General features: G+C 67.9%; 19 protein-coding genes and 2 tRNA genes. 13 read left to right on the top strand and 8 right to left on the bottom strand.

Translation table 11 applies throughout. The annotated features are described in order from the left end of the window. Positions 1–270: 270 nt before the first annotated feature. Together cimA and ACFVM3_RS21355 are read left to right on the top strand one after the other, a co-directional pair. Positions 271–1,896 carry a citramalate synthase gene (gene cimA / locus ACFVM3_RS21360; RefSeq protein WP_378441054.1) on the top strand — a complete coding sequence of 542 codons (1,626 nt, stop codon included), beginning with the start codon at positions 271–273 and terminating at the stop codon, positions 1,894–1,896. Positions 1,897–1,915: 19 nt separating this feature from the next. After that, positions 1,916–2,686: a fumarylacetoacetate hydrolase family protein gene (locus ACFVM3_RS21355; protein ID WP_378441052.1), complete on the top strand. Its 771-nt coding sequence runs from the start codon at positions 1,916–1,918 to the stop codon at positions 2,684–2,686. 70 nt (positions 2,687–2,756) lie between these two features. Here ACFVM3_RS21355 and ACFVM3_RS21350 read toward each other — a convergent pair whose 3' ends face one another. Further along, the gene (locus ACFVM3_RS21350) at positions 2,757–3,995 is read right to left on the bottom strand and encodes an FAD-dependent oxidoreductase (protein ID WP_378441050.1); all 1,239 of its coding nucleotides are present in this window, start codon (positions 3,993–3,995) and stop codon (positions 2,757–2,759) included. 453 nt (positions 3,996–4,448) lie between these two features. Between ACFVM3_RS21350 and ACFVM3_RS21345 the strand changes: the two genes are divergently transcribed. From ACFVM3_RS21345 to ACFVM3_RS21335, 3 genes are all read left to right on the top strand, one after another. Then, a complete protein-coding gene (locus ACFVM3_RS21345; RefSeq protein ID WP_378441048.1) occupies positions 4,449–5,273 on the top strand; it encodes an HAD family hydrolase in 825 nt (274 codons plus the stop codon). A gap of 51 nt (positions 5,274–5,324) precedes the next feature. Next, positions 5,325–5,396, top strand: a tRNA-Gln gene (locus ACFVM3_RS21340). 131 nt (positions 5,397–5,527) lie between these two features. After that, positions 5,528–5,600: transfer RNA gene (locus tag ACFVM3_RS21335), tRNA-Glu, on the top strand. Between the two features lie 189 nt (positions 5,601–5,789). On the opposite strand, the gene ACFVM3_RS21330 is transcribed toward ACFVM3_RS21335, so the two are convergent. The 4 genes from ACFVM3_RS21330 to ACFVM3_RS21315 all read right to left on the bottom strand — a co-directional run bounded on the left by ACFVM3_RS21330 (position 5,790) and on the right by ACFVM3_RS21315 (position 9,326). Next, positions 5,790–6,761: an acyl-CoA desaturase gene (locus ACFVM3_RS21330; RefSeq protein WP_378441043.1), complete on the bottom strand. Its 972-nt coding sequence runs from the start codon at positions 6,759–6,761 to the stop codon at positions 5,790–5,792. Positions 6,762–6,865: 104 nt separating this feature from the next. Further along, complete coding sequence (locus ACFVM3_RS21325) at positions 6,866–7,924, bottom strand: fatty acid desaturase family protein (RefSeq protein WP_378441042.1); 1,059 nt, start codon at positions 7,922–7,924, stop codon at positions 6,866–6,868. A 195-nt stretch (positions 7,925–8,119) separates the two neighbouring features. After that, positions 8,120–8,320, bottom strand: a complete 201-nt coding sequence (locus ACFVM3_RS21320; RefSeq protein ID WP_378441040.1) for a cold-shock protein — start codon at positions 8,318–8,320, stop codon at positions 8,120–8,122. A 220-nt stretch (positions 8,321–8,540) separates the two neighbouring features. Next, the gene (locus ACFVM3_RS21315; protein ID WP_378441039.1) at positions 8,541–9,326 is read right to left on the bottom strand and encodes an SDR family NAD(P)-dependent oxidoreductase; all 786 of its coding nucleotides are present in this window, start codon (positions 9,324–9,326) and stop codon (positions 8,541–8,543) included. 86 nt (positions 9,327–9,412) lie between these two features. On the opposite strand from ACFVM3_RS21315, the gene ACFVM3_RS21310 reads away from it, so the two are divergent. Next, a complete protein-coding gene (locus ACFVM3_RS21310; protein ID WP_378441037.1) occupies positions 9,413–9,991 on the top strand; it encodes a TetR/AcrR family transcriptional regulator in 579 nt (192 codons plus the stop codon). Positions 9,992–10,016: 25 nt separating this feature from the next. Here the strand turns inward: ACFVM3_RS21310 and ACFVM3_RS21305 are convergent, their stop codons facing one another. Both ACFVM3_RS21305 and ACFVM3_RS21300 read right to left on the bottom strand, forming a co-directional pair. After that, positions 10,017–10,298 carry an iron-sulfur cluster biosynthesis protein gene (locus ACFVM3_RS21305; RefSeq protein ID WP_378441035.1) on the bottom strand — a complete coding sequence of 94 codons (282 nt, stop codon included), beginning with the start codon at positions 10,296–10,298 and terminating at the stop codon, positions 10,017–10,019. A gap of 42 nt (positions 10,299–10,340) precedes the next feature. Then, positions 10,341–10,700 (bottom strand): STAS domain-containing protein, encoded by a 360-nt coding sequence (locus tag ACFVM3_RS21300; protein WP_378441033.1) that lies wholly within the window; start codon positions 10,698–10,700, stop codon positions 10,341–10,343. A gap of 906 nt (positions 10,701–11,606) precedes the next feature. Between ACFVM3_RS21300 and ACFVM3_RS21295 the strand changes: the two genes are divergently transcribed. Genes ACFVM3_RS21295 through ACFVM3_RS21280 form a run of 4 tightly spaced genes read left to right on the top strand, consistent with a single transcriptional unit; the run spans position 11,607 to position 15,301 of the window. Next, entirely contained in the window at positions 11,607–12,770 is a 1,164-nt protein-coding gene (locus tag ACFVM3_RS21295) for an AI-2E family transporter (RefSeq protein WP_378441031.1), read from the top strand. After that, positions 12,767–13,822, top strand: coding sequence for a fatty acid desaturase family protein (locus ACFVM3_RS21290; RefSeq protein WP_378441029.1), 1,056 nt, complete (start codon positions 12,767–12,769; stop codon positions 13,820–13,822). The genes ACFVM3_RS21295 and ACFVM3_RS21290 overlap by 4 nt, the downstream gene beginning before the upstream one ends. Then, a complete protein-coding gene (locus tag ACFVM3_RS21285; RefSeq protein ID WP_378441027.1) occupies positions 13,819–14,505 on the top strand; it encodes a GAF and ANTAR domain-containing protein in 687 nt (228 codons plus the stop codon). Before ACFVM3_RS21290 ends, ACFVM3_RS21285 begins: the two co-directional genes overlap by 4 nt. A gap of 4 nt (positions 14,506–14,509) precedes the next feature. After that, positions 14,510–15,301: a GAF and ANTAR domain-containing protein gene (locus ACFVM3_RS21280; RefSeq protein ID WP_378441025.1), complete on the top strand. Its 792-nt coding sequence runs from the start codon at positions 14,510–14,512 to the stop codon at positions 15,299–15,301. On the opposite strand, the gene ACFVM3_RS21275 is transcribed toward ACFVM3_RS21280, so the two are convergent. After that, positions 15,290–15,676 (bottom strand): HPF/RaiA family ribosome-associated protein, encoded by a 387-nt coding sequence (locus ACFVM3_RS21275; protein WP_378441023.1) that lies wholly within the window; start codon positions 15,674–15,676, stop codon positions 15,290–15,292. The two genes, ACFVM3_RS21280 and ACFVM3_RS21275, sit on opposite strands and share 12 nt — an antisense overlap. A gap of 185 nt (positions 15,677–15,861) precedes the next feature. Between ACFVM3_RS21275 and ACFVM3_RS21270 the strand changes: the two genes are divergently transcribed. The 3 genes from ACFVM3_RS21270 to ACFVM3_RS21260 all read left to right on the top strand — a co-directional run bounded on the left by ACFVM3_RS21270 (position 15,862) and on the right by ACFVM3_RS21260 (position 18,824). Beyond that, a complete protein-coding gene (locus ACFVM3_RS21270; protein WP_378441021.1) occupies positions 15,862–16,362 on the top strand; it encodes a DUF5994 family protein in 501 nt (166 codons plus the stop codon). Between the two features lie 63 nt (positions 16,363–16,425). Further along, positions 16,426–17,337 (top strand): universal stress protein, encoded by a 912-nt coding sequence (locus tag ACFVM3_RS21265; protein ID WP_378441019.1) that lies wholly within the window; start codon positions 16,426–16,428, stop codon positions 17,335–17,337. A 224-nt stretch (positions 17,338–17,561) separates the two neighbouring features. Beyond that, positions 17,562–18,824, top strand: a complete 1,263-nt coding sequence (locus tag ACFVM3_RS21260) for a hypothetical protein (protein ID WP_378441017.1) — start codon at positions 17,562–17,564, stop codon at positions 18,822–18,824. Positions 18,825–19,265: the final 441 nt, after the last annotated feature.

Genomic DNA, 19,265 nt, shown 5'->3' with positions numbered 1-19,265 from the left:
AGCCACTTTCGCAACCTTCAACGTTGCGAAAGAGGCTTTCGCAACGTCGGCGGCACGGGAGTGCGTCCCGGAGTGTGGAATCTTTCGCCCGGCCTGTGGACGCCCGCCGGACCGTGTGCCATGATGCGTCCGTGACCTCCTGCACCATCATTATCGCCGAGCGCGCCGGATAACAGCTCCACAAGAGCCCCCGGCGCGCAACCTCTCGCACCCATGCGGGAGGTTTTTTTGTTGCCTGAACACGTTTTGCCACCACCACGAGGAGTCCCCGTGACCCGCAAGGAGCCCGCCGATACGCCACTCGGCGACGCCTTCCACCTGTACGACACGACGTTGCGCGACGGTGCGCAGCGCGAGGGGATCTCCTACTCCGTCACGGACAAGCTGGCGGTGGCGAGGCTGCTCGACGATCTCGGGGTCGGGTTCATCGAAGGCGGATGGCCGGGCGCGCTGCCCAAGGACACGGAATTCTTCGCCCGAGCCGCTTCGGGCGAACTGAAACTGCGCCACGCCGCGCTCGTCGCGTTCGGCGCGACGCGGAAGGCGGGCACCAAGGCCGAGCAGGACCAGCAGGTGCGGGCCCTGCTCGATTCCCAGGCGCCGGTGATCACCCTGGTGGCCAAATCGGACTTACGCCACATCGAGCGCGCGTTGCGGGTCGATGTCGACGAGGCGTGCGAGATGGTGCGGGACACCGTCGCGTTCCTCGTCGGCGAAGGACGTCGCGTCTTCCTTGACGCGGAACACTTTTTCGACGGCTACGCGTTCTCCCCGGACACCGCGCTGAAGGTGCTCGACGCGGGAGTGAACGCGGGCGCCGACGTCGCCGTGCTGTGCGACACCAACGGCGGGCAGCTGCCGCTCGGCCTCGCGGAAACCGTCCGCGAGGTCAAGGAGAGGACCGGATTCCGGCTCGGAATCCATTGTCAGGACGACACTTCCTGCGCGGTGGCGAATTCCGTCGCCGCCGTGCAGGCCGGCGTGACGCACGTCCAGTGCACCGCCAATGGTTACGGCGAACGGGCGGGTAACGCCGATCTGTTCGCCGTGACGGGAAATCTGGTGACCAAGCTCGGTATGGAGGTGCTCCCGACCGGAGGCGCCGCCGAGCTCACCCGGGTCTCCCATGCCCTTGCCGAAATCGCGAACATCGCCCCCTACACCCACCAGGCTTACGTAGGGGCGTCGGCCTTCGCCCACAAGGCGGGACTGCACGCGAGCGCGATCAAGGTGGATCCGTTGCTGTACAACCACATCGATCCAGCTTCGGTCGGCAATGACATGCGGGTACTGGTCACCGAGATGGCCGGCAGGGCCAGCCTGGAGCTCAAGGGACGTGAGCTCGGGGTCGACCTTGCCGGCCAGCCCGAGGCGCTGACGAGCGCCGTCCGGAAGGTGAAGCGGCTCGAATCCGAAGGCTGGTCCTTCGAAGCCGCGGACGCTTCACTGGAACTGCTGCTGCGGCGGGAGGTCGACGGCCCGCAGAGCGACGTCCTCGACGAACCGCCGTTCGAACTCGAGTCGTACCGGGTCGTGCTGGACCACCGGTCCGGCGGCGAGGTCGTGTCCGAGGCGACGGTGAAGGTGCACGTCGCCGGGCAGCGCGTGATCGCGACCGCCGAGGGCAACGGTCCCGTGCACGCGCTCGACGCCGCCCTGCGCGAGGCGCTCAGCCCGCATCTGTCCTGGTTGGACAGTGTGGAGCTGGCCGACTACAAGGTGCGGATCCTGCCCGGCCATCCGGGTACCGACGCCGTCACGCGCGTGCTCGTCGAGACCAGCGACGGCGAACGGGAATGGACCACCGTCGGCGTGCACGGCAACATCGTCGAAGCGAGCTGGCTGGCGTTGTGCGACGCGCTCGTGCACAAGTCCCTCAGGGAGGGCCCGGCGTGAGGAGTCGTACAGTGGGGGAGTGCGTCTAGCCCGAATTGCTCATCCCGGTGGTGTCGCGTTCGCTTCGATCGAAGGGGACGGCGACGACGCCCAGGTACTGGAAATCGCCGAGCACCCCTTCGGCAACCCCAACTTCACCGGCAAGCGCTGGCCGCTCGCCGACGTCCGGCTGCTCGCGCCGATCCTGCCGTCGAAGGTGATCGCGGTCGGCCGGAACTACGCCAAGCACGCGGCCGAGTTCGGCAACGAGGTCCCGAAGGACCCGATGCTGTTCATCAAGCCGTCGACCACGGTGATCGGCCCGAACGCGCCCATCCGCCGTCCGCGTGGCGTCGGCCGCGTCGACTTCGAAGGCGAACTGGCGATCGTCATCGGCCAGCCGGTCAAGAACGTGCCTGCCGCCCGTGCGGCGAGCGCGATCCTCGGCTACACCGTGGCGAACGACGTCAGCGCGCGTGACCTGCAGAAGTCCGACGGCCAGTGGGGCAGGGCGAAGGGGTTCGACACCTTCTGCCCGCTGGGTCCGTGGATCGAGACGTCGCTCGACGCGGCCGACCTCGCGCTCAGGTCCGAGGTGGACGGTGTCCTCAAACAGGACGGCCGGACCTCGGACCTGGTGCACAAGATCCCCGAGCTGGTCGAGTTCGTGTCCGGTGTGATGACCCTGCTGCCCGGCGACGTCATCCTGACCGGCACGCCCGAGGGCGTCGGCCCGATCGAGGACGGCGAGTCGGTCTCGATCACGATCGAAGGCATCGGCACATTGACCAACCCGGTGCAGGACATCTGACCTCAAGTGCCATGAAAGGTCCTTTCCTTGCAAAATTTGCAAGGAAAGGACCTTTCATGGCGTTCGGGACCTAGCTCCCGGCCGGCTCCATCGCCCGCCGCGCGAAGGCAGGCGCGTGCTCGGGCCGCAGCCCCAGGCCCAGCAACCGGGCCGGGACGTAGGACAGCACGGGGAACCGGTCGAACAGCTTCACCATCACCTCGGGCGGACCGTCGCGCCTGCCCTCCATGACCGGTTTCATGACGTTCTTGTGCAGCATCCGTTGCAGCCCCTGCACCAGCATCGTCGGCGCGAGACGGCGCTTGCGGACCTTCGCCAGCTCCGCCACCGACGGCCTGCCCCGGCGCAGCGGCTCGGCGAGCAGGGTGGCGGCCGCGACCGCGTCCTGCACCGCGAGGTTGATGCCGACCCCGCCGACCGGCGACATCGCGTGCGCCGCGTCACCGATGCACAGCAGCCCGTCGACATGCCACTTCCGAAGCAGATTCATCTTGACGTCGAGGAATTTGACGTCGTCGGTCGTCTTCAGCTCGTCCACCCGGTCGGCCAGTTCGGGGAGGATCGCGGCCACGTTCTCCCGGAACGCTTCGATGCCCTTCTCGCGGAGGTCGCCGCCTTTGGGGCTGAGGTAGGCGATCTGGAAGTAGCCCTTGCGCGGCAGCGGAACGGCGAAGCGGCGATCCCGCATCTTCGGGGTCAGCATCCCCTCCTGCTCGCCGTCCCGCCGCGAGATCCGGAACCACCACGCGTCGAACGGGATGGCGTAGTCCTTCGTCGTCAGCCCGGCCTCGCGGCGGGCCAGCGACCAGCGCCCGTCGGCCGCGATCACCAGGTCGGCGCGTAGTTCGCCCGTCTTCCCGTCGGCCTCGCGGTAGCGGACCCCGCGCACCCCGCCCTGTTCGAAGATCAGCCCGGTCATCTCCGTGCTCTGCCGCAGCGTGAACGTGGGTTCCTTCGCGCCCGCGTCGGCGAGCAGGTCCAGGAAATCCCATTGCGGGACCATCGCGATGTACGGGTGCGCCACCTTCAGCCGGGTCAGGTCGGCCAGGCGCATCATCGTGCCGTCCTCGGCGGGGAAGCCGGCGTAGGAGATCTCGCTGTGCGGCAGGCTGAGGAATTTCTCCCCGAGGCCCAGTTCGTCGAGCAACGTCAACGTCGACGGGTGCACGGTGTCGCCGCGGAAGTCCCTCAGGAAGTCCTTGTGCTTCTCCAGCACGGTGACCTCGACCCCGGCCCTGGCCAGCAGCAATCCGGCGACGATGCCCGCGGGGCCACCGCCGACGACCACGCAGTTCGTGCGTTCGCTCATCCGTCCCACCCCTTCGAAACCCTTATTCATCACTTGTTGAATAAGTTCAGCATGCACCTGCCCGACCGGCGCGTCAAGCGCCATCCGGGCGGATACGCCGTTCGGGGTATGACCCGGGTCTCACCGGTCCGGGTGGCCGTGCCTACTGTCCAAAAAGGACGCTAAGCGGGACGGAAAAGTCCCGGAAGGACGGCGATCGCCGAAATGCCCTTGTGGACGGTCCGCGACTCGAAGCCGGGTAAGGATTTCGTTGTCGTCACAGGGTGTGCGCGCCGCGAATCGGCCCGTGTGCCGGTCGCCGGTATTTCACCCGCCCGCTCGTGTTAGCCGTTGTCCGGTAACTAAAACACGTCATCTCACCAACTGGGAGTAGAGTGCCCGCGCCGGAACAGACCAGCCTTAATCACCTCATCGGCAGAGTCGCGATCGCGCTGAGTGCCCTAGCCTCACTTGGTGGATTTCGCTCTCGTGCCCCGGACCCCGTCACGAACCACGCCGGACGCTCCGGAGGGAGCGCCGTGGGAGCCGCCGGAGTTACGGTTGGTATGCCTCGACATCGATGACACGCTGATCGACTGCACGGCGGCGATCCGGCTCAGCCTGAGCGCGCTCACCGGCCAGAACGACCTTTGGCCGCTTTGGGATCTCATCACCGAAGAGCATGTCGCGCTGGTGGTGGCGGGCGAAATCGATTACGCGATCATGCATCACAAGCGTACTGAATGTTTCCTGGCCGAGATCGGTATTCTGGCCGACGAAGACCAGGTCAAGGGCTTCGAAAGACGCCGTCGTGAAATTCTCACGCGTTCGTGGCAATTGTTCGAAGATGTCCTCCCGTGCCTGGAATGGTTGAGAGCTGCCGGTGTCTTCGTCGCGGCCGTGACGAACGCCTCCGGCGCGCATCAGCGCAAGAAGATCGCCGACCTCGGGCTCGCCCGGTTCTTCGATCACGTGGCCATCGCCGGTGAACTCGGAGTAGCCAAACCGGACCCGGCGATGTTCCACTCGGTCTGCCTCGGCCTGGGCTGCGACCCCGCCCAGGCGGTCCATGTCGGCGACAAACTCGACACCGACGCCATCGGCGCACGCGACGCCGGCCTGGGTGCCGTCTGGCTCGACCGGGACGGCATCGCCGAGCGCGCCCCGGCGGGTGTGCACACCATCTCCGGCCTCGACGAGCTGCCTGAGCTGCTCGTTTCCGAGTTCGCGAAGCTCGGCGTCCCCGCCCAGCGTGCTACGGAGACCCCCGCTTTCACGGTGCGGAACGGCGTGCTCTAGTATTCTTTCTCGTGCGGCACCGAGCCGGTCAAGGCCGGAACGGTACCTCACTGGGGTATGGTGTAATTGGCAGCACGACTGGTTCTGGTCCAGTTAGTCTAGGTTCGAGTCCTGGTACCCCAGCTGGAGAACTCTCCGGAGTGAAACACAGAGTGACCCCCCTGCGAAGGCGGGAAACCCGGTCTGGTAAGTTTCTCCGCAGCAACACAGCAGGTGAACAACTGAAAATCTCCTTCTGAAGGAGAAAATTCCTAGCCCCCGTCGTCTAGCGGCCTAGGACGCCGGCCTCTCACGCCGGTAGCGTGGGTTCGAATCCCATCGGGGGTACTTCACGAAAAGCGCCGATCATTCGATCGGCGCTTTTCGCTGTTTCAGGAGTCGACGTCTCTGAAGCAGGATCTTGCCGGCGAATTGTGGCCTGAGACACTCTCGGTCTTTCAGTGTGCTCGCGCGGCTGTGTCGTCCACAGTGGTCAGGCCGGCTTTCCGGAATGGACGTACGGTCAGCGAAAGATCGTCATGGGGCGTTCTCGGCGGTCTTGAGCTTGCGGGCCAGGCGTTCTGGCCTCGGCCAGCGGACTTTGGTGGCCCAGCCGAGTTTTTCGAAGATCCGGATGACGCGGGCGGAGATGTCGATCTGGCCGCGGCGTACGCCGTGACGGGCGCAGGTGGGGTCGGCGTGGTGGGAGTTGTGCCAGGACTCGCCCATAGACAGGATCGCCAGTGGCCAGAAGTTCGCCGACTTGTCCCGCGAGGTGAAGGGCCGGTCGCCGATCATGTGGCAGATCGAGTTCACCGACCAGGTCACGTGGTGCAGGAGCGCGACGCGTACGAGGCCTGCCCAGAAGAACGCGGTCGCCGCACCCCACCAGGAGAGGGTGATCAGCCCGCCCGCCAGCGCGGGCAGGAGCAGCGACACGGCGGTCAACGCGGGGAACCACCGGTCGACGCGCCGGATGCCGGGGTCGGCGAGCAGCTCGGGCGCGAACCGTTTGGCGTTGGTCTGTTCGCGTTCGAACAGCCACCCCATGTGCGCGTACCAGAATCCCTTGACGAGTGCCCGTGCCGAGGTGCCGAATCGCCAGGGAGAGTGCGGGTCGCCGTCGCGGTCGGCGTAGGCGTGGTGGCGGCGGTGATCCGCGACCCAGGCGATGATTGGGCCCTGCAAGGCCATGCTGCCGGCGACCGCGAGTGCGATCCGCAGTCCGCGAGTGGCGGTGAACGCGCCGTGGGTGAAGTAGCGATGGAATCCGATGGTCACGCCGAGGCTGGTCAGTGCGTAGAAGAACGCGGCCAGCGCGATATCGATCCACCCCAGGCCCCAGCCCCACGCGAGGGGGACCGTGGCGGCCAGCGCCACGGCTGGCACGATGGCGAACAGTTTGACCAGGAAGATCTGACTCCGGGTTTTGTTGCCTGCCAGTAAGGGTTCCGGCGCCGACTGCTGCCGGGCGGCGTGGTCTGTGCGGTTGTGGACTGGCGTACTCACGGGTCTCTGCCTCCGGGATGACGAACTCGGGTGCTCAACCGGCGGGGCCCTCTCCTCGGTCGGATACCCCGGCGATGCCGCGGCAAACACGGCGATCGCGCGGGTCAGCCGGGCGACGGTTCCGGCCGGTGGGGACGGCGAAGCGGTGCGCCGACGGCGTGCAAGTGGCGCAGGATCCGGGCGTAGGAGGCCACGAGACCGCAGTGGCTGTAGGAGATGCCGCGTCGACGGCAGAAATCCCGCACGAGTGGTTGTGCCCGGCGCAGGTTGGGACGCGGCATGCTGGGGAACAGATGGTGCTCGATCTGGTAGTTCAACCCGCCCAGCAGTTCGTCCACCCAGCGGCCGCCGAGGATGTTGCGGGACGTGAGCACCTGCTTGCGCAGGTAGTCCAGTCGTTCGTCCTTGCCGAGGATGGGCATGCCCTTGTGGTTGGGGGCGAACGAACAGCCCAGGTACACGCCCATCAATCCCTGGTGCACGAGGATGAACAGGGCCGCTTTGAGCGGGGACAGCACGAGGAACACCGCACTGAGGTAGACCACCAGGTGGGTGGCGAGCAGGATCGCTTCCAGCCACGTGGCTTTGACCTCGCGCCGCAGGACGGCCTGAACGCTCGCGATGCGCAACATCACGGCCTCGCCCAGCAGCAGCGGGAAGAACAGAAGCGCCTGATATTTGGCCATCCACCGCAGCAGGCCGCGTTTGGTCCTGGCCTGCTCATCGCTGAACGCGAGCGCGGGGATCTCGATGTCGGGGTCCTCGTCCTCGTGGTTCGGGTTGGCGTGATGCCGATTGTGCTTGCCGACCCACCACTCGTAGCTGATCCCGGTGACCGCACCGTGCGCGTATCCCACGACGTCGTTGCGGCGCCGGGAACCGAAGATCTGCCGATGGCCCGCGTCGTGGCCGATGAACGCGAACTGCGTGAACACGACGGCGAACAGTGCCGCGGTGAGCAGCTGCCACCACGAGTCGCCCAGCAGCACGAACGCGACCCCGCCGCCGGCCAGTAACAGGGCGTTGGCCGCGATACGCGCCGCGTAGTAGCCGTAGCGCCGACGCAGCAACCCGGCGTCCTTGATCCAGCGGGCGAGCTCCACGAAGTCGGCACCGTCGCGAGGTTTCGAGGATTGTGTCGTTGGAACAGCTGATCCAGTCATGGTGAGGTTCTTCTCCCGTTGGAGCGTCCTACACGACCTGGGTTCCACCGCGGCACGGGCACAAACCCGCACGCGAACACCTCTGTCCGGACAGGCCGATGCCCCCCAACCGGGTCACGGTTGAAGGGCACCGGGATCTTGGTTTCTCCGTCAGCGTCTTCGCTGATCAGAGCACGATCTGGGCTGGTTCAGCCCTCAGGCGGCGCGAACGCCGGTGGCCTGTGGGCCCTTGGTGCCCTGCGAGACCTCGAATTCGACGCGCTGGTTCTCGTCGAGGCTACGGAAGCCGTGGCCGTCGATCTCCGAGTAGTGCACGAAGACGTCCGGGCCGTCTTCCTGGGAGAGGAAGCCGAAGCCCTTCTCGGCGTTGAACCACTTCACGATTCCCTGTGTCATAACTGATTTCCTTACTGGGACTTGACGGGTGCCGCACCGTGCGGCGCCCATGGCCGGGGTGTCAGATCGCGACTTCTCCAGCTTGTCCTGCAAGGAAAGAAAGAAGCGCTCGCAACATCGATTCCGCGAGCGTGATGAACACACGAACACAAAACTCTACGACCACCCTGTACAACCCGGCCGTCGTCCGATTCATTCCCGGACGGACCGTCGACGTCGGCTACGCGGTGGAGAGCACCTTTCGGGTGACGAGCCGGCTCATCCGGGCCATCAGCCTGCGCGGGCGGCGTGGCTGCAGATGCGCGCCGGCGAAGTTGCTCATCCCGGGCACGACGTAACCGCGGTTGCGGTCCAGGGCTTTCAGTGTTTTGGCGACCACGCGTTCCGGGGTGGTCATCCGGCCGTTGACCGCGGCCTTGCGGGTGCCGATCACGTCGAAGAAAGGTGTCTCCACCGGCCCGGGGCACAACGCCAGCACCTTGACCCCCCGGTCGCGGTACTCGCTCCAGAGGGCGAGGCTGAAGTTCAGTACGAAGGCCTTCCCCGCGCTGTAGACCGCGAAGTACGCGGCCGGCTGGAAGCCCGCCGTGGACGCGACGTTGACGACGGCGCCGCGCCCTCGCCGCAGCATCGCCGGCACCAGGGCGTGCGTCAGGTCGGTCGTCGCGACGACGTTGACCATCAGCTGGTCGTGGTCCCGCTGGGCCGGGATCTCTTCGAATCGGCCGCAGGTGCCGAAGCCCGCGTTGTTGATCAGCAGCTCCGTCTCCAGGCCACGCGCCGCCAGTTCTTCGGCGACCCGGGCCGCGGCGTCGGGTTCGGCCAGATCCTGCTTGATCACCTCGACCCGCACGTCGTGCCGCTCGCGAAGGGGGGCGGCGAGGTCGTTCATCGGTCCGGCCGAACGCGCCACGAGTGCCAGGTTCCGGCCGCGTGCCGCGAGCTGACGGGCGAACTCGGCGCCAAGGCCTGAGGAGGCGCCGGTGATGAGAGCGATTTCTGTCATGCGACGAACGGTAACGCTTATAGGCGCTATGTGCAACATACTGTTTCACTTAAGGTGTCAACTAGGTCAGGGTGTAGCATGACGTGATGGCGGAACAGACCCGAGAACAAGGACCGTTGCGAGCGGACGCGAAGCGCAACGCGCGCAATATCCTGGAAGCCGCCGAGCGGCTGCTCAGCGCCGATCCGGCGGCCACCATGGAGCAGATCGCCGAGGCCGCGGGGGTCGCGCGGACCACGATCCATCGCCGCTTCAGCAGCCGTGACGCGCTCATCTCGAGCATGGTGGAAGCGGCTTGGCGGCAGGTCGGCGACGCGGTGCGGGACGCCCGTCCCGCCACCGCCCCGCCACTGGTCGCCCTGCACCAGGCGACCGCCAACGTCCTGCGGGTGAAGTCGAGCTGGCCGTTCGCGCTCGGCCAGGCCGCGCTTGACGAATCGGCGGCGCGAATCCAGGACGAAGTCTTCGCCGCGTGCGATCTCGGGCTGCGGCGCGCGCAGGAGGCGGGCATCATCCGGCCCGACGCCGATCTGATCTGGGCTCGACGCGTCTACATCGCCATGATGGACGAGACGGTGCACGCCGCGGAGGCGGCGGACCCGGACGCGCTCGCCGACCGGATCGTGGACACGCTTCTGCATGGCGTGGGCGCGAAGCCGCGCTGAAGCCCCCGGGGCAGGGCACCGATGGTCACGCCGGGGTCGTGATCACGAAGGTGTAGTGGCCGTCGATGTCCTTGCGGACGTCGAGGATCTTGTCGGCGAGGCGGATCCGGGTTTCCCTGGCGAGGAACACCTGGGTGCTCGAGGTCGCTATCACGTCGTCCCCCGCGGCGGGGTGCGCGGCGACTTCGACGTCGAACGGGGAGTCGTTCTCGGGACGGTCGGTGAGGGTCAGGCGCAGGCCGCCCTCGGTCTGGACGTTCTGTGCCGCGGTCAGGTGGTCGATCGCTTCGGCCGCTGACTCGGTCATGGTGAACATGGTCGGTTCTTCTTCCTGCAGGCGGGATCCGGTTCATGACGGCGGTGAGCGGTCCTCGCCGCCGGGTCTGGTGGGTGAGGCGATGGCCGCCGAGCGTGAGGCGTGGATGACCAGGAGTTCGTGCAGCCGGGTGATCTGCAGTGGCCGCCAGACGGCGCGCGTGGAGGCGACGAGCCGGAGGTCGGTGTGTGGGACGGCTTGCCGGTGGGCGGTCAACAGGACGTCCAACCCGGCGGAGTTCAGGAACTGGACGAGACTCAAGTCCACGACCAGCCGCCGCGGCCGATGGCTCAGCGCCGACTCGATCGCTTGGCGGGCCATGGGTGCGGTGTGCAGGTCCAGATCACCGTCCACGATGAGCACCACTGTCCGGCCGAGTCGTTCCACGGTCACGGCCAACGGCGGAGAACGGTGCACGGGGGGTTCGCCTCCGCCGGTGGGGATTTCGACGACCGCGCGGACGACGCCGAGCTCCGTCCTGTTTCGCGGGGGCGTGCCGGGCGTCGTGCCCTCCGTTCGGGGACGTCGGGGACGGCGAAGATCGAGCGTTATGAGTTTCACGATCCGGCTCCAGACTGGCCGGCCACCGCTGAAGCTCGCCGCACGCGAGATCGGCGCGCGGCAAGGGGACAGATGCGACCGGTTGGCGGGCGATCGTCGTGAGGGCGGTGTCTGGGCACTCCGGCGCTTGTCTCGGCAGTCTACCGCGCGGAGAGGGGAAAGAGGCCGTTCCGGATCGGCCTCCTTGCCGGAGGTACCGGTCTCGCATCGCTGGGGCGGGTAGCGGGATCAGGGGGCTACGGTGGTGGGTGTCACCCGGAGTCGTCATGTCCAAGCCTCGACGGTGGGTGCGCCGATGAACGGCCGGACGGTGTCGGTCCCCGTACCGCCGTCAGGGTCCTTTGTGGACTGTTCGCGGCGTGGATCGTGCTGGTTTTCGGTGAGGCCGACCCCGTGAACGGGGTGGCCGGGTTCGACGGCCTGTGCACCCGGCCGACGCGAAGTTCCGTGTGCTGCTCGACAGCGGCCTCGCCGTGATCGTGTGGCTGGGCATCGGGTCACCGGCCGCGATGCTGATCCGCCGGTTCGCCCCGCCCGGCCAGGGGAGTCGTACTGACCCGGCGCTCCGGGGTGCAGGGGGCTATCGTCGAAGACAGCACATCGTCGCCTTCACGAGCAGGACGGCCATCGCCCGATGATCTGAAGGACCGCTCCGGACCCGGCGGCGCACGTTCGATGTCGTCACCGTGACGACCGAATGAGCCGACGAGCCGTCCGCGGCGCACGAGAGGCCTGCTCATGGCCGGTTCCCGGCACGAGCCGAACGTTCCCGACGACGCCCGCCTGGCGGTCCCACGCCTGGTGCGGACGGCCGCGGAGCTGGGGTGGCGGCTGCTCGTCATCGGCGCGACCCTGTATGTGCTCGGTCTGATCGTCGGCTACCTGGCCGCGGTGGTCGTGCCGGTGGCGATCGCCCTGCTGCTGGCCGCGATGCTCGCTCCCGCGGTGAGCTTCCTCGCCCGCCACCGGGTTCCCCGCGGCCTCGCCGTCGTGATGGTCCTGGTCGGCGGGCTCGCGGTGCTCGGCGGCCTGCTGACCTTCATGGTGCTCACGTTCGTCAACGGCCTCCCGGCTTTGCGGGTCCAGCTCACGACGAGCGTCGACGCCATCGCGAACTGGCTCACCACCGGCCCGCTCCAGCTCAGCGCCGCGCAACTCCGGGATTCGGTCAACGACCTGGTGACCACGCTGACCAATTCCCGGACCGGCTTGACCTCCGGCGCGCTGAGCACGGCGGCGACGGTGGGCGGGGTGCTGGCGCAGGCGCTGCTCGTGTTGTTCGTCTTGATCTTCCTGCTCGCGGACGGACCCGGGATCTGGGCGTTCCTGCTGCGCGCGGTGCCCGCCGCGACGCGGACCCGCGCCGACGTCGCCGGGCGACGGAGCCTGGCGGCGCTCGTCAGCTATGTGCGGGCGACGATCGCGGTCGCCACGGTGGACGCGGTCGGCATCGGTATCGGCATGGCCGTACTGGGTGTTCCGCTGGCCGTGCCCTTGTCGGCGCTGGTGTTCCTCGGCGCGTTCGTGCCGATCATCGGCTCGGTGGTGGCGGGCACGGTCGCGGTCCTGATCGCGCTGGTCGCCAACGGGCTCGTCCCGGCGCTGATCCTGCTCGGCGTCGTGCTCGTCGTCCAGCAACTGGAAAGCCATCTGCTGCAACCGTTCCTGCTCGGACGTGCGGTGAAGCTCCATCCGCTCGCCGTGGTGCTGGCCATCGCGACCGGGCTGCTCGTCGGCGGTATCGCCGGTGCCCTGCTGGCGGTTCCCCTGCTGGCGGTGATCAACGCCGCCATCCGGTCCTTGCGCAGCGAGGCCGACGAACACGTCGACCCGGCCGACGTCCACGCGAGCAGACCCGCGGAGTCCGGCCCACCCGAACCTGACCAAGGAGACGCCTCATGACCACGACGACCCGCGTGCTCGACCGAAGCCAGGTCGAGCTCATCGGCAAGGAACTGGATGCCCTGCGACAGCGTGTGGTGGCGGATCTCGGCGCGGAGGACGCCGACTACATCCGCCGGGTCGTCGTGGTGCAACGGCTCAGCGAGGTGTCGGGCCGGGTGCTGCTGTTCGCGGGGTGGTTCCCGCCGGCGTGGATCGCCGGTGTCGGCGCGCTGTCGTTGTCGAAGATCTTGGACAACATGGAGATCGGGCACAACGTCCTGCACGGTCAGTACGACTGGATGAAGGATCCGACGTTGAATTCGCGGACCTTCGAATGGGACATGGTCTGCCCGAGCGGACAGTGGCGCCGCTCGCACAACTTCATGCACCACACCTACACCAACATCCTCGACAAGGACCGCGACGTCGGCTACGGCATCATCCGGATCACCGAAGACCAGAAGTGGAATCCGTACTACCTCGGCAATCCGCTCTACGCGGCGGCGCAGGCGCTGTTCTTCGAGTACGGGATCATGCTGCACGACCTCGAAGCGGACCGGATCGTCCAGGGCCGCCGGTCATGGGCCGACGTCCGCCCGCTGCTCGGCCCGATGCTGCGCAAGGTGGGGCGGCAGGCGGGCAAGGACTACCTGATCTTCCCGGCGCTGACCGGCCCGCTGTTCCCGGTGACCCTGGCGGCGAACGTCAGCGCGAACCTGATCCGCAACCTGTGGGCCTTTTCGATCATCTTCTGCGGTCATTTCCCGGACGGCGCCGAGGTGTTCACCGAAGAGGAGAGTGAGAACGAGAGCAAGGGGCAGTGGTACCTGCGCCAGATGCTCGGCTCCGCGAACATCACCGGAAGCCCGCTCTTCCACCTGCTGTCCGGGAACCTCAGCCACCAGATCGAGCACCACCTGTTCCCGGACATCCCCTCCCGCCGCTACCCGCGGATCGCGGCCGAGGTGCGGCAGATCTGCGAGAAGCACGGTCTGCCCTACAACACCGGATCCCTGTCGAAACAGCTCGGCTCGGTCATTCGCAAGATCTTCCGCCTCGCCTTGCCATGACCGACCGGCTTCTCGCGCTTCTCGGTGATGTCGACGGCGGTCTCGACCTGGTCCGGCGCATCTGCGAACTGTGCGTCACCGAATTGGCCGTCTCCGGTGCCGGGATGAGCGTGATGACCGGCGCTTTGGCCGACGGCACCCAGATCCTGGTGCACTCCACCGGAGAGGCGGGGAAGCACCTGGAAGATCTGCAGCTGACGGTGGGTGAGGGGCCGAGCGTGGACGCGTACGTTTCGGGCGAGGCGGTACTGGTGCCGGATCTCGACGCCGAGCAGGACCGGTGGCCCGCCTACGCGCCAGGGGCGGCGGGACTCGGTGTGGCGGCGGTGTTCTCGTTCCCGTTACAGGTCGGCGCCGCGCGTCTGGGCGTGCTGGACCTGTACCGCACCACCGCGGGCCCGCTCAGCGCGGCACGGCTTTCCGGCGCACTGACCTTGGCGGAGGCGGGGACGGTGGCCCTGCTGGACGATGCCGACGCGGCACAGGGCGCGAGGTTGCTGGGACAAGGCGAACTGCACAGCGTGGTTCATCAGGCCACCGGCATCGTGACCGTTCAACTCGACGTGAGTCTTCAAGAAGCCCTCATCAGGATTCGCGCGTACGCCTATGCCCATCACCTGTCGCTGAACGAGGTCGGCGGGCGCATCGTGAGGCGCGAACTGGTTCTCGGGACGGGAGAATGAAATCATGACAGGAAAACCACAGGAAATCGCGTCCGATGGCACCGCGGCGGCCGTGGGACGGGAAAGGCTGCTCGCGCGCACCTTCGTCGAACTCGCCGACACCCTGGTGACCGAATTCGACGTAGCTGATTTCTTGCGCACCCTCGTCGAACAATGCGTGCGGCTGATGGAGGTGTCCGCCGCCGGCGTCGTACTGGTCGATTCCCAGGGCAGGCTCCGGATGGCCGCCGCCTCCTCCGAACGGGCCGGGCTACTGGAAACCTTGGCGGTACAGACCGAAGACGGGCCGTGCATCGACTGCCTTCGCGGTGGCAGCCCGGTGCGCAGCACCGATCTCCGTGAGGACGCCGTCCGCTGGCCCCGGTTCGCGGCCGCGGCGGCGTCGGCCGGATTCCGCGCCGCGGAGGCCGTCCCGATGTGGTTGCGCCGGATGGTCATCGGCAGCCTCACCCTGCTCCACACCGAACCCGTGCGGGAAGACGCCGATCGCACCGCGCTCAGCCAGGCACTCGCCGACGTCGCCACCATCGGGCTGCTGCAGCAACGCGCCATCGTCCGCAGCGAACTCCTCACCGAGCAGCTGCAGACCGCGCTGAACAGCCGGGTGATCATCGAACAGGCGAAGGGGGTCCTGTCCGCACGCAGCCATGATCCGGACATGGAAACCGCCTTCACCGCCCTGCGCGGCTACGCCCGCGGCCACCACCTGCGCTTGGCGGATCTGGCCCGTGAGGTCGCCGACGGCACCGCGGACATCGACGCGATCCTCGCTTACGCCTCGCGGTCACGCTCCTGACGCGGGCGGGACCGGGGAGTGCCGCAGCGCGCGGTTGTGCCGCGGTTCGGTGCGCGTCTTCGCGTGGTCGACCTGGCGGATCATGTCGGTGCGGACCTCGTTGAGCGTGACCGGCAGGTCCGGCGCCGAGGAACCGGCCACCAGATGCAGGCCGGGAAAGCGATGGAGCCTGCATTCGAGAGTGAGCTGCTGTCCCGCCCCGTGCCGGTCCTTGACGCTGATTTCGAGGTCGACCTGTCCTTCACTGAAGGAACGCAGCCTGGAACCGAGCGCGGCCAGGCGTTCGGCGACCCACTCGTGTTCGGAGGCGGAGAATCCGGCACCGAGGTGGAGCCGTTCGGTGATCAGGCCGAGGTCTTTCCGATCGGCGGTCATGTCGTCTTCTTCCGGTTGCCCGCAAATGATTGCGGGATACGCTCGACTCTACGCCGTTCGCGTCGCGGCCCGTTTTTCCCGTGTACCATGGAAATACCGAGAGTATTCCGCGCGTCGGAGAACGACCGATGTCATTTTCGGCTCTTCATTACGCCGGCCTTCCCGGCCGGAGACCGGACCCGGATATGCGCGCCGACTTCCTCCCCCGCGATGCGGGTGAACGGCTCAGCCTCAAGCCCCGCAACTCGGAGAGCGGGTTCGTCGACGGTGCCTGGTGGCCCCGGTCCCGTGACCTGACGGCCGAAGTGCCCGAACTCGCCATCGCGCTCAACGGCCCGATCGGCCCGGTGTGGCGGGTGGCGTTCCCGCCGTCCGCATGGGGGGTCACGGTTCGCGAGCTGATCTGCCATGGTCGGCTGGTCAAACTCGAGGGAATCGGCTCGCAGAACGTCCATGTCGTGCATGTGACCGGAGGGAACATGCGGCGGGTCACTCTCGTCGTGATACCCCCGGAGGCGGATCCGGTGGCTGCCGGGCGGGTGCTGGCCTTGGCCTCCGAGCAGAACAACGTGGCTTGCCCGGAGACACTTCTCGACGGGTCCGGCATGCCGCTCGCCCTGGAGAACGCCCTCTCCTGCTGGGAATCCGAAGGCGGTCGTGGCGACGTCGCCGGAGCGGGCCGGTGAGTTTCCGGAGGTCACCGGACGGCAGGCCCATCGTCGAACGAAGCCAAAGCATGAGGAGTGAAAATGCCGGTCGGCACGGACAGGTCCATCGTCGCTGGGATCGACGGGTCACGGTCCGCCGGGACCGCCGCGCTATGGGCGTCGGACGAGGCCGTGAAACGCGGGCTGCCCTTGCGGCTCGTCCACGTGTTCACGATCCCGGTCGTGAAGATGCCGGGGGTGATCCCCTCGTTCGAAGGGGTCCGTGAAGGTTTCGAGAGCCGCGGCCGAGCATGGATTTCCGAGGCGAAGGAAGCCGTGCTCGCCAGACACGCGGATCTCCTCGTCGAGACCGCGCTCCGCGAGTGGAACCCCGCGGCCGCCCTGATCCAGGAGTCGGCGAGGGCAACGGCGGTCGTGCTCGGATCGCGGGGACTCGGCGGTTTCACCGGGATGCTGGTGGGCTCCACCGCGGTCGCGCTCGCCCATCACGGCCATTGCCCGATCGTCGTGGCCAGGGATCGGCGACCGGACGATGCCGCGCCCCAGGCGGGGCCGGTAGTCGTTGGCACGGACGGTTCGCCGGTGAGCGAGGCGGCCCTCGGGTTCGCGTTCGACGAAGCGAGGTTGTGGAACGCTCGCCTGACCGTCGTCCGGACTTGGTCGGAACTGGTCGACCACGGCGCGATCCGGCCACATTTCCTCGCCGTCGATCCGGCCGGGATCGAGGCCGCCGACAGGAAGTCGACCGAGGAGCAGGTGGCTCCTTGGCGGGAGAAGTACCCGGAGGTTCCGGTCGAGATCGTCGTCCGCAAGGGAAGGCCTGTCCGCGTGTTGCTCGAAATCGGTGCGGGGGCGCGGCTTCTCGTCGTCGGCAGCCGGGGGCGCGGTGGATTCGAGGGCATGCTCCTCGGATCGACCAGCCAGGCGCTGATCGCCTACGCCGAATGTCCCGTCGCCGTCGTCCGTGGAGAGCACCCCGACGCGGAACGGTGAACCGGCAAGGCTCCGGAATCCTCGCCCACGTACGGGTGACCCGCCACCGTTTGCCTTGCCAGGCCTGGTGAAAGGGCGAAGGCTCGAACGAGTCGAGGGTGTTGGTCGATCCGGTGCCCTCAGCTACGCGGCACCGGGCAGTGACCCCAGACCCCCGGTCATCCACACCACCTCGCAGGTCCGAGGCAGCAGTCCCGGACCCTTTCCCAGGTGGAAGGTTGATCATGAGATCGACAGCACGTACCAGCACGGCGGTCCGGGCGGGCCGGGCATTGACCGGTGTGGGCACCGCGGCGGGTTTCGCTCTTCTGGTGCCCGCGCAGGCGTGGGCGCTCCCGCCGGGCTGCACCCAGATCGGCGCCAACTTCACCTGTACCGCGGGGATTCCCGGCGGTCAGGTGCTGAACGGCACCGCGGGGAACAACGTCATCACCATCACCGGCGGTGCCGTGAACGGCACCGTGAACGGTCTTGCCGGTAACGACACGATCAGGGTCACCGGTGTCGCCGGTGTCGCGGGCACCAACGGCCCGCCAGGTGCCAACGGCACCGCGGGTACCCCTGCGGGAGACGCGGGCGGCAACGGCGGAGCGGGAAACGTCGGCGGTGCCGGTGTGGGGAGCACCGGCGTCATCGACGGCGGCGCCGGCACCGACGGCATCACCGTCACCGGTGGCGCCGGCGGTAACGGCGGTAATGGCGGCCAGGGCGGCGTGGGATTCGCCGGCGGTGCGGGCGGTGCCGGCGGTAACGGTGGCGTCGGCGGTACCGGCAACGCCGGGAACGTCACCGGTGGCGCGGGCAGCGACACCGCGACCTTCACCGCGGGCAGGGGCGGAAACGGCGGTCTCGGCGGTCTGGGTGGAAACAGTGGCCTCGTGGCCGGTGGCGCGGGCGCCGGAGGTATCGGTGGCGCGGGTGCGGCCGGTGGCGTCGGGAACTCCGGAACCTTCACCGGTGATCTCGGCGATCCCGGTCTCGACGCCGTCACCGCCAACGGTGGTGCCGGTGGTGTCGGCGGTGCCGGTGGCGCGGGTGGTGCCGGGAATACCGGGACCATCACCGGTGGTGCCGGTATCGACACGCTGAAGGCCAACGGCGGGCTCGGTGGCAACGGCGGTGCCGGTGGCAAGGGCGGCAACGGTTCCGCCGCCGTCCAGCCTGGCGGCGCCGGTGGTGTCGGCGGCGCGGGTGGTGCCGGCGAGATCGGGAACTCCGGAACTCTCACGGGCGGAACCGGTGTCGACCTCATCGCCGCGACCGGTGGCAAGGGCGGTAACGGCGCCGGCGGCGGCAACGGAGGCACGGGCTGCAGTGGTCCTGGCGGTCCTGGTGGCATCGGCGGTGCCGCGGGGGCCGGCGGCCTCGGGAACTCCGGAACCATCGACGACGGGGCGGACACCATCGCCACGCCGTCCGGGACCGGCGGCCTCGCGGGCGGTAACGGTATCGCCGGAGTCACGAACGGTGGCATCTGCACCTGCTGACCCGCGGTCCCCGACGTGCGGCGGCGCCAACTCCGGTAGCGCCGCCGTGCTCGGCCTCGCCGGGAATTTCAGTCCGAAGCGGACGCGATAACGTGGCGCTGACACGTTCGGGTCGACTCGTGGACGTATCACGGCTCCGCTCGTAGCGGCCGAAGGGTGAGCCTCCGAGGAGGACTCTTCGATGGCTTCAAGGTGGGCAGGAGGCCTTCGTGACGAAGTTCCGGACTGGCCAAGGGAGCGGACCGTGCCCTGGAGTGTCCACAAGGGACACTTCCGAGCGGTGAAATGCCTGATTTATGATTAAGTGCGCGGTTTTGGCTGGGAGTCGTGGGGGGGGGGTGTGGTTTTTTTTGGGGAAAACCCCCCCCCACCCACGGCCCCGCCGCGCCCCCCCCCCCCCCCCCCCCCCCCACGGGGCGCGGTCACCCCCCCCCCCCCCCC

This window comes from Amycolatopsis sp. NPDC057786 (assembly GCF_042797905.1).
Classification (GTDB): Bacteria; Actinomycetota; Actinomycetes; order Mycobacteriales; family Pseudonocardiaceae; genus Amycolatopsis.
This window is presented reverse-complemented; position numbering and strand designations above follow the sequence as displayed.

Coding starts and splice junctions, on each gene's coding strand:
- ACFVM3_RS21350 (WP_378441050.1), bottom strand. CDS start 3,995: ATGAGCGAACGCACGAACTGCGTGGTCGTCGGCGGTGGCCCCGCGGGC.
- ACFVM3_RS21270 (WP_378441021.1), top strand. CDS start 15,862: ATGCGCGCCGACTTCCTCCCCCGCGATGCGGGTGAACGGCTCAGCCTC.
- ACFVM3_RS21295 (WP_378441031.1), top strand. CDS start 11,607: ATGGCCGGTTCCCGGCACGAGCCGAACGTTCCCGACGACGCCCGCCTG.
- ACFVM3_RS21285 (WP_378441027.1), top strand. CDS start 13,819: ATGACCGACCGGCTTCTCGCGCTTCTCGGTGATGTCGACGGCGGTCTC.
- ACFVM3_RS21305 (WP_378441035.1), bottom strand. CDS start 10,298: ATGACCGAGTCAGCGGCCGAAGCGATCGACCACCTGACCGCGGCACAG.
- ACFVM3_RS21320 (WP_378441040.1), bottom strand. CDS start 8,320: ATGACACAGGGAATCGTGAAGTGGTTCAACGCCGAGAAGGGCTTCGGC.
- ACFVM3_RS21260 (WP_378441017.1), top strand. CDS start 17,562: ATGAGATCGACAGCACGTACCAGCACGGCGGTCCGGGCGGGCCGGGCA.
- ACFVM3_RS21315 (WP_378441039.1), bottom strand. CDS start 9,326: ATGACAGAAATCGCTCTCATCACCGGCGCCTCCTCAGGCCTTGGCGCC.
- ACFVM3_RS21290 (WP_378441029.1), top strand. CDS start 12,767: ATGACCACGACGACCCGCGTGCTCGACCGAAGCCAGGTCGAGCTCATC.
- ACFVM3_RS21325 (WP_378441042.1), bottom strand. CDS start 7,924: ATGACTGGATCAGCTGTTCCAACGACACAATCCTCGAAACCTCGCGAC.
- ACFVM3_RS21310 (WP_378441037.1), top strand. CDS start 9,413: ATGGCGGAACAGACCCGAGAACAAGGACCGTTGCGAGCGGACGCGAAG.
- ACFVM3_RS21265 (WP_378441019.1), top strand. CDS start 16,426: ATGCCGGTCGGCACGGACAGGTCCATCGTCGCTGGGATCGACGGGTCA.
- ACFVM3_RS21280 (WP_378441025.1), top strand. CDS start 14,510: ATGACAGGAAAACCACAGGAAATCGCGTCCGATGGCACCGCGGCGGCC.
- ACFVM3_RS21275 (WP_378441023.1), bottom strand. CDS start 15,676: ATGACCGCCGATCGGAAAGACCTCGGCCTGATCACCGAACGGCTCCAC.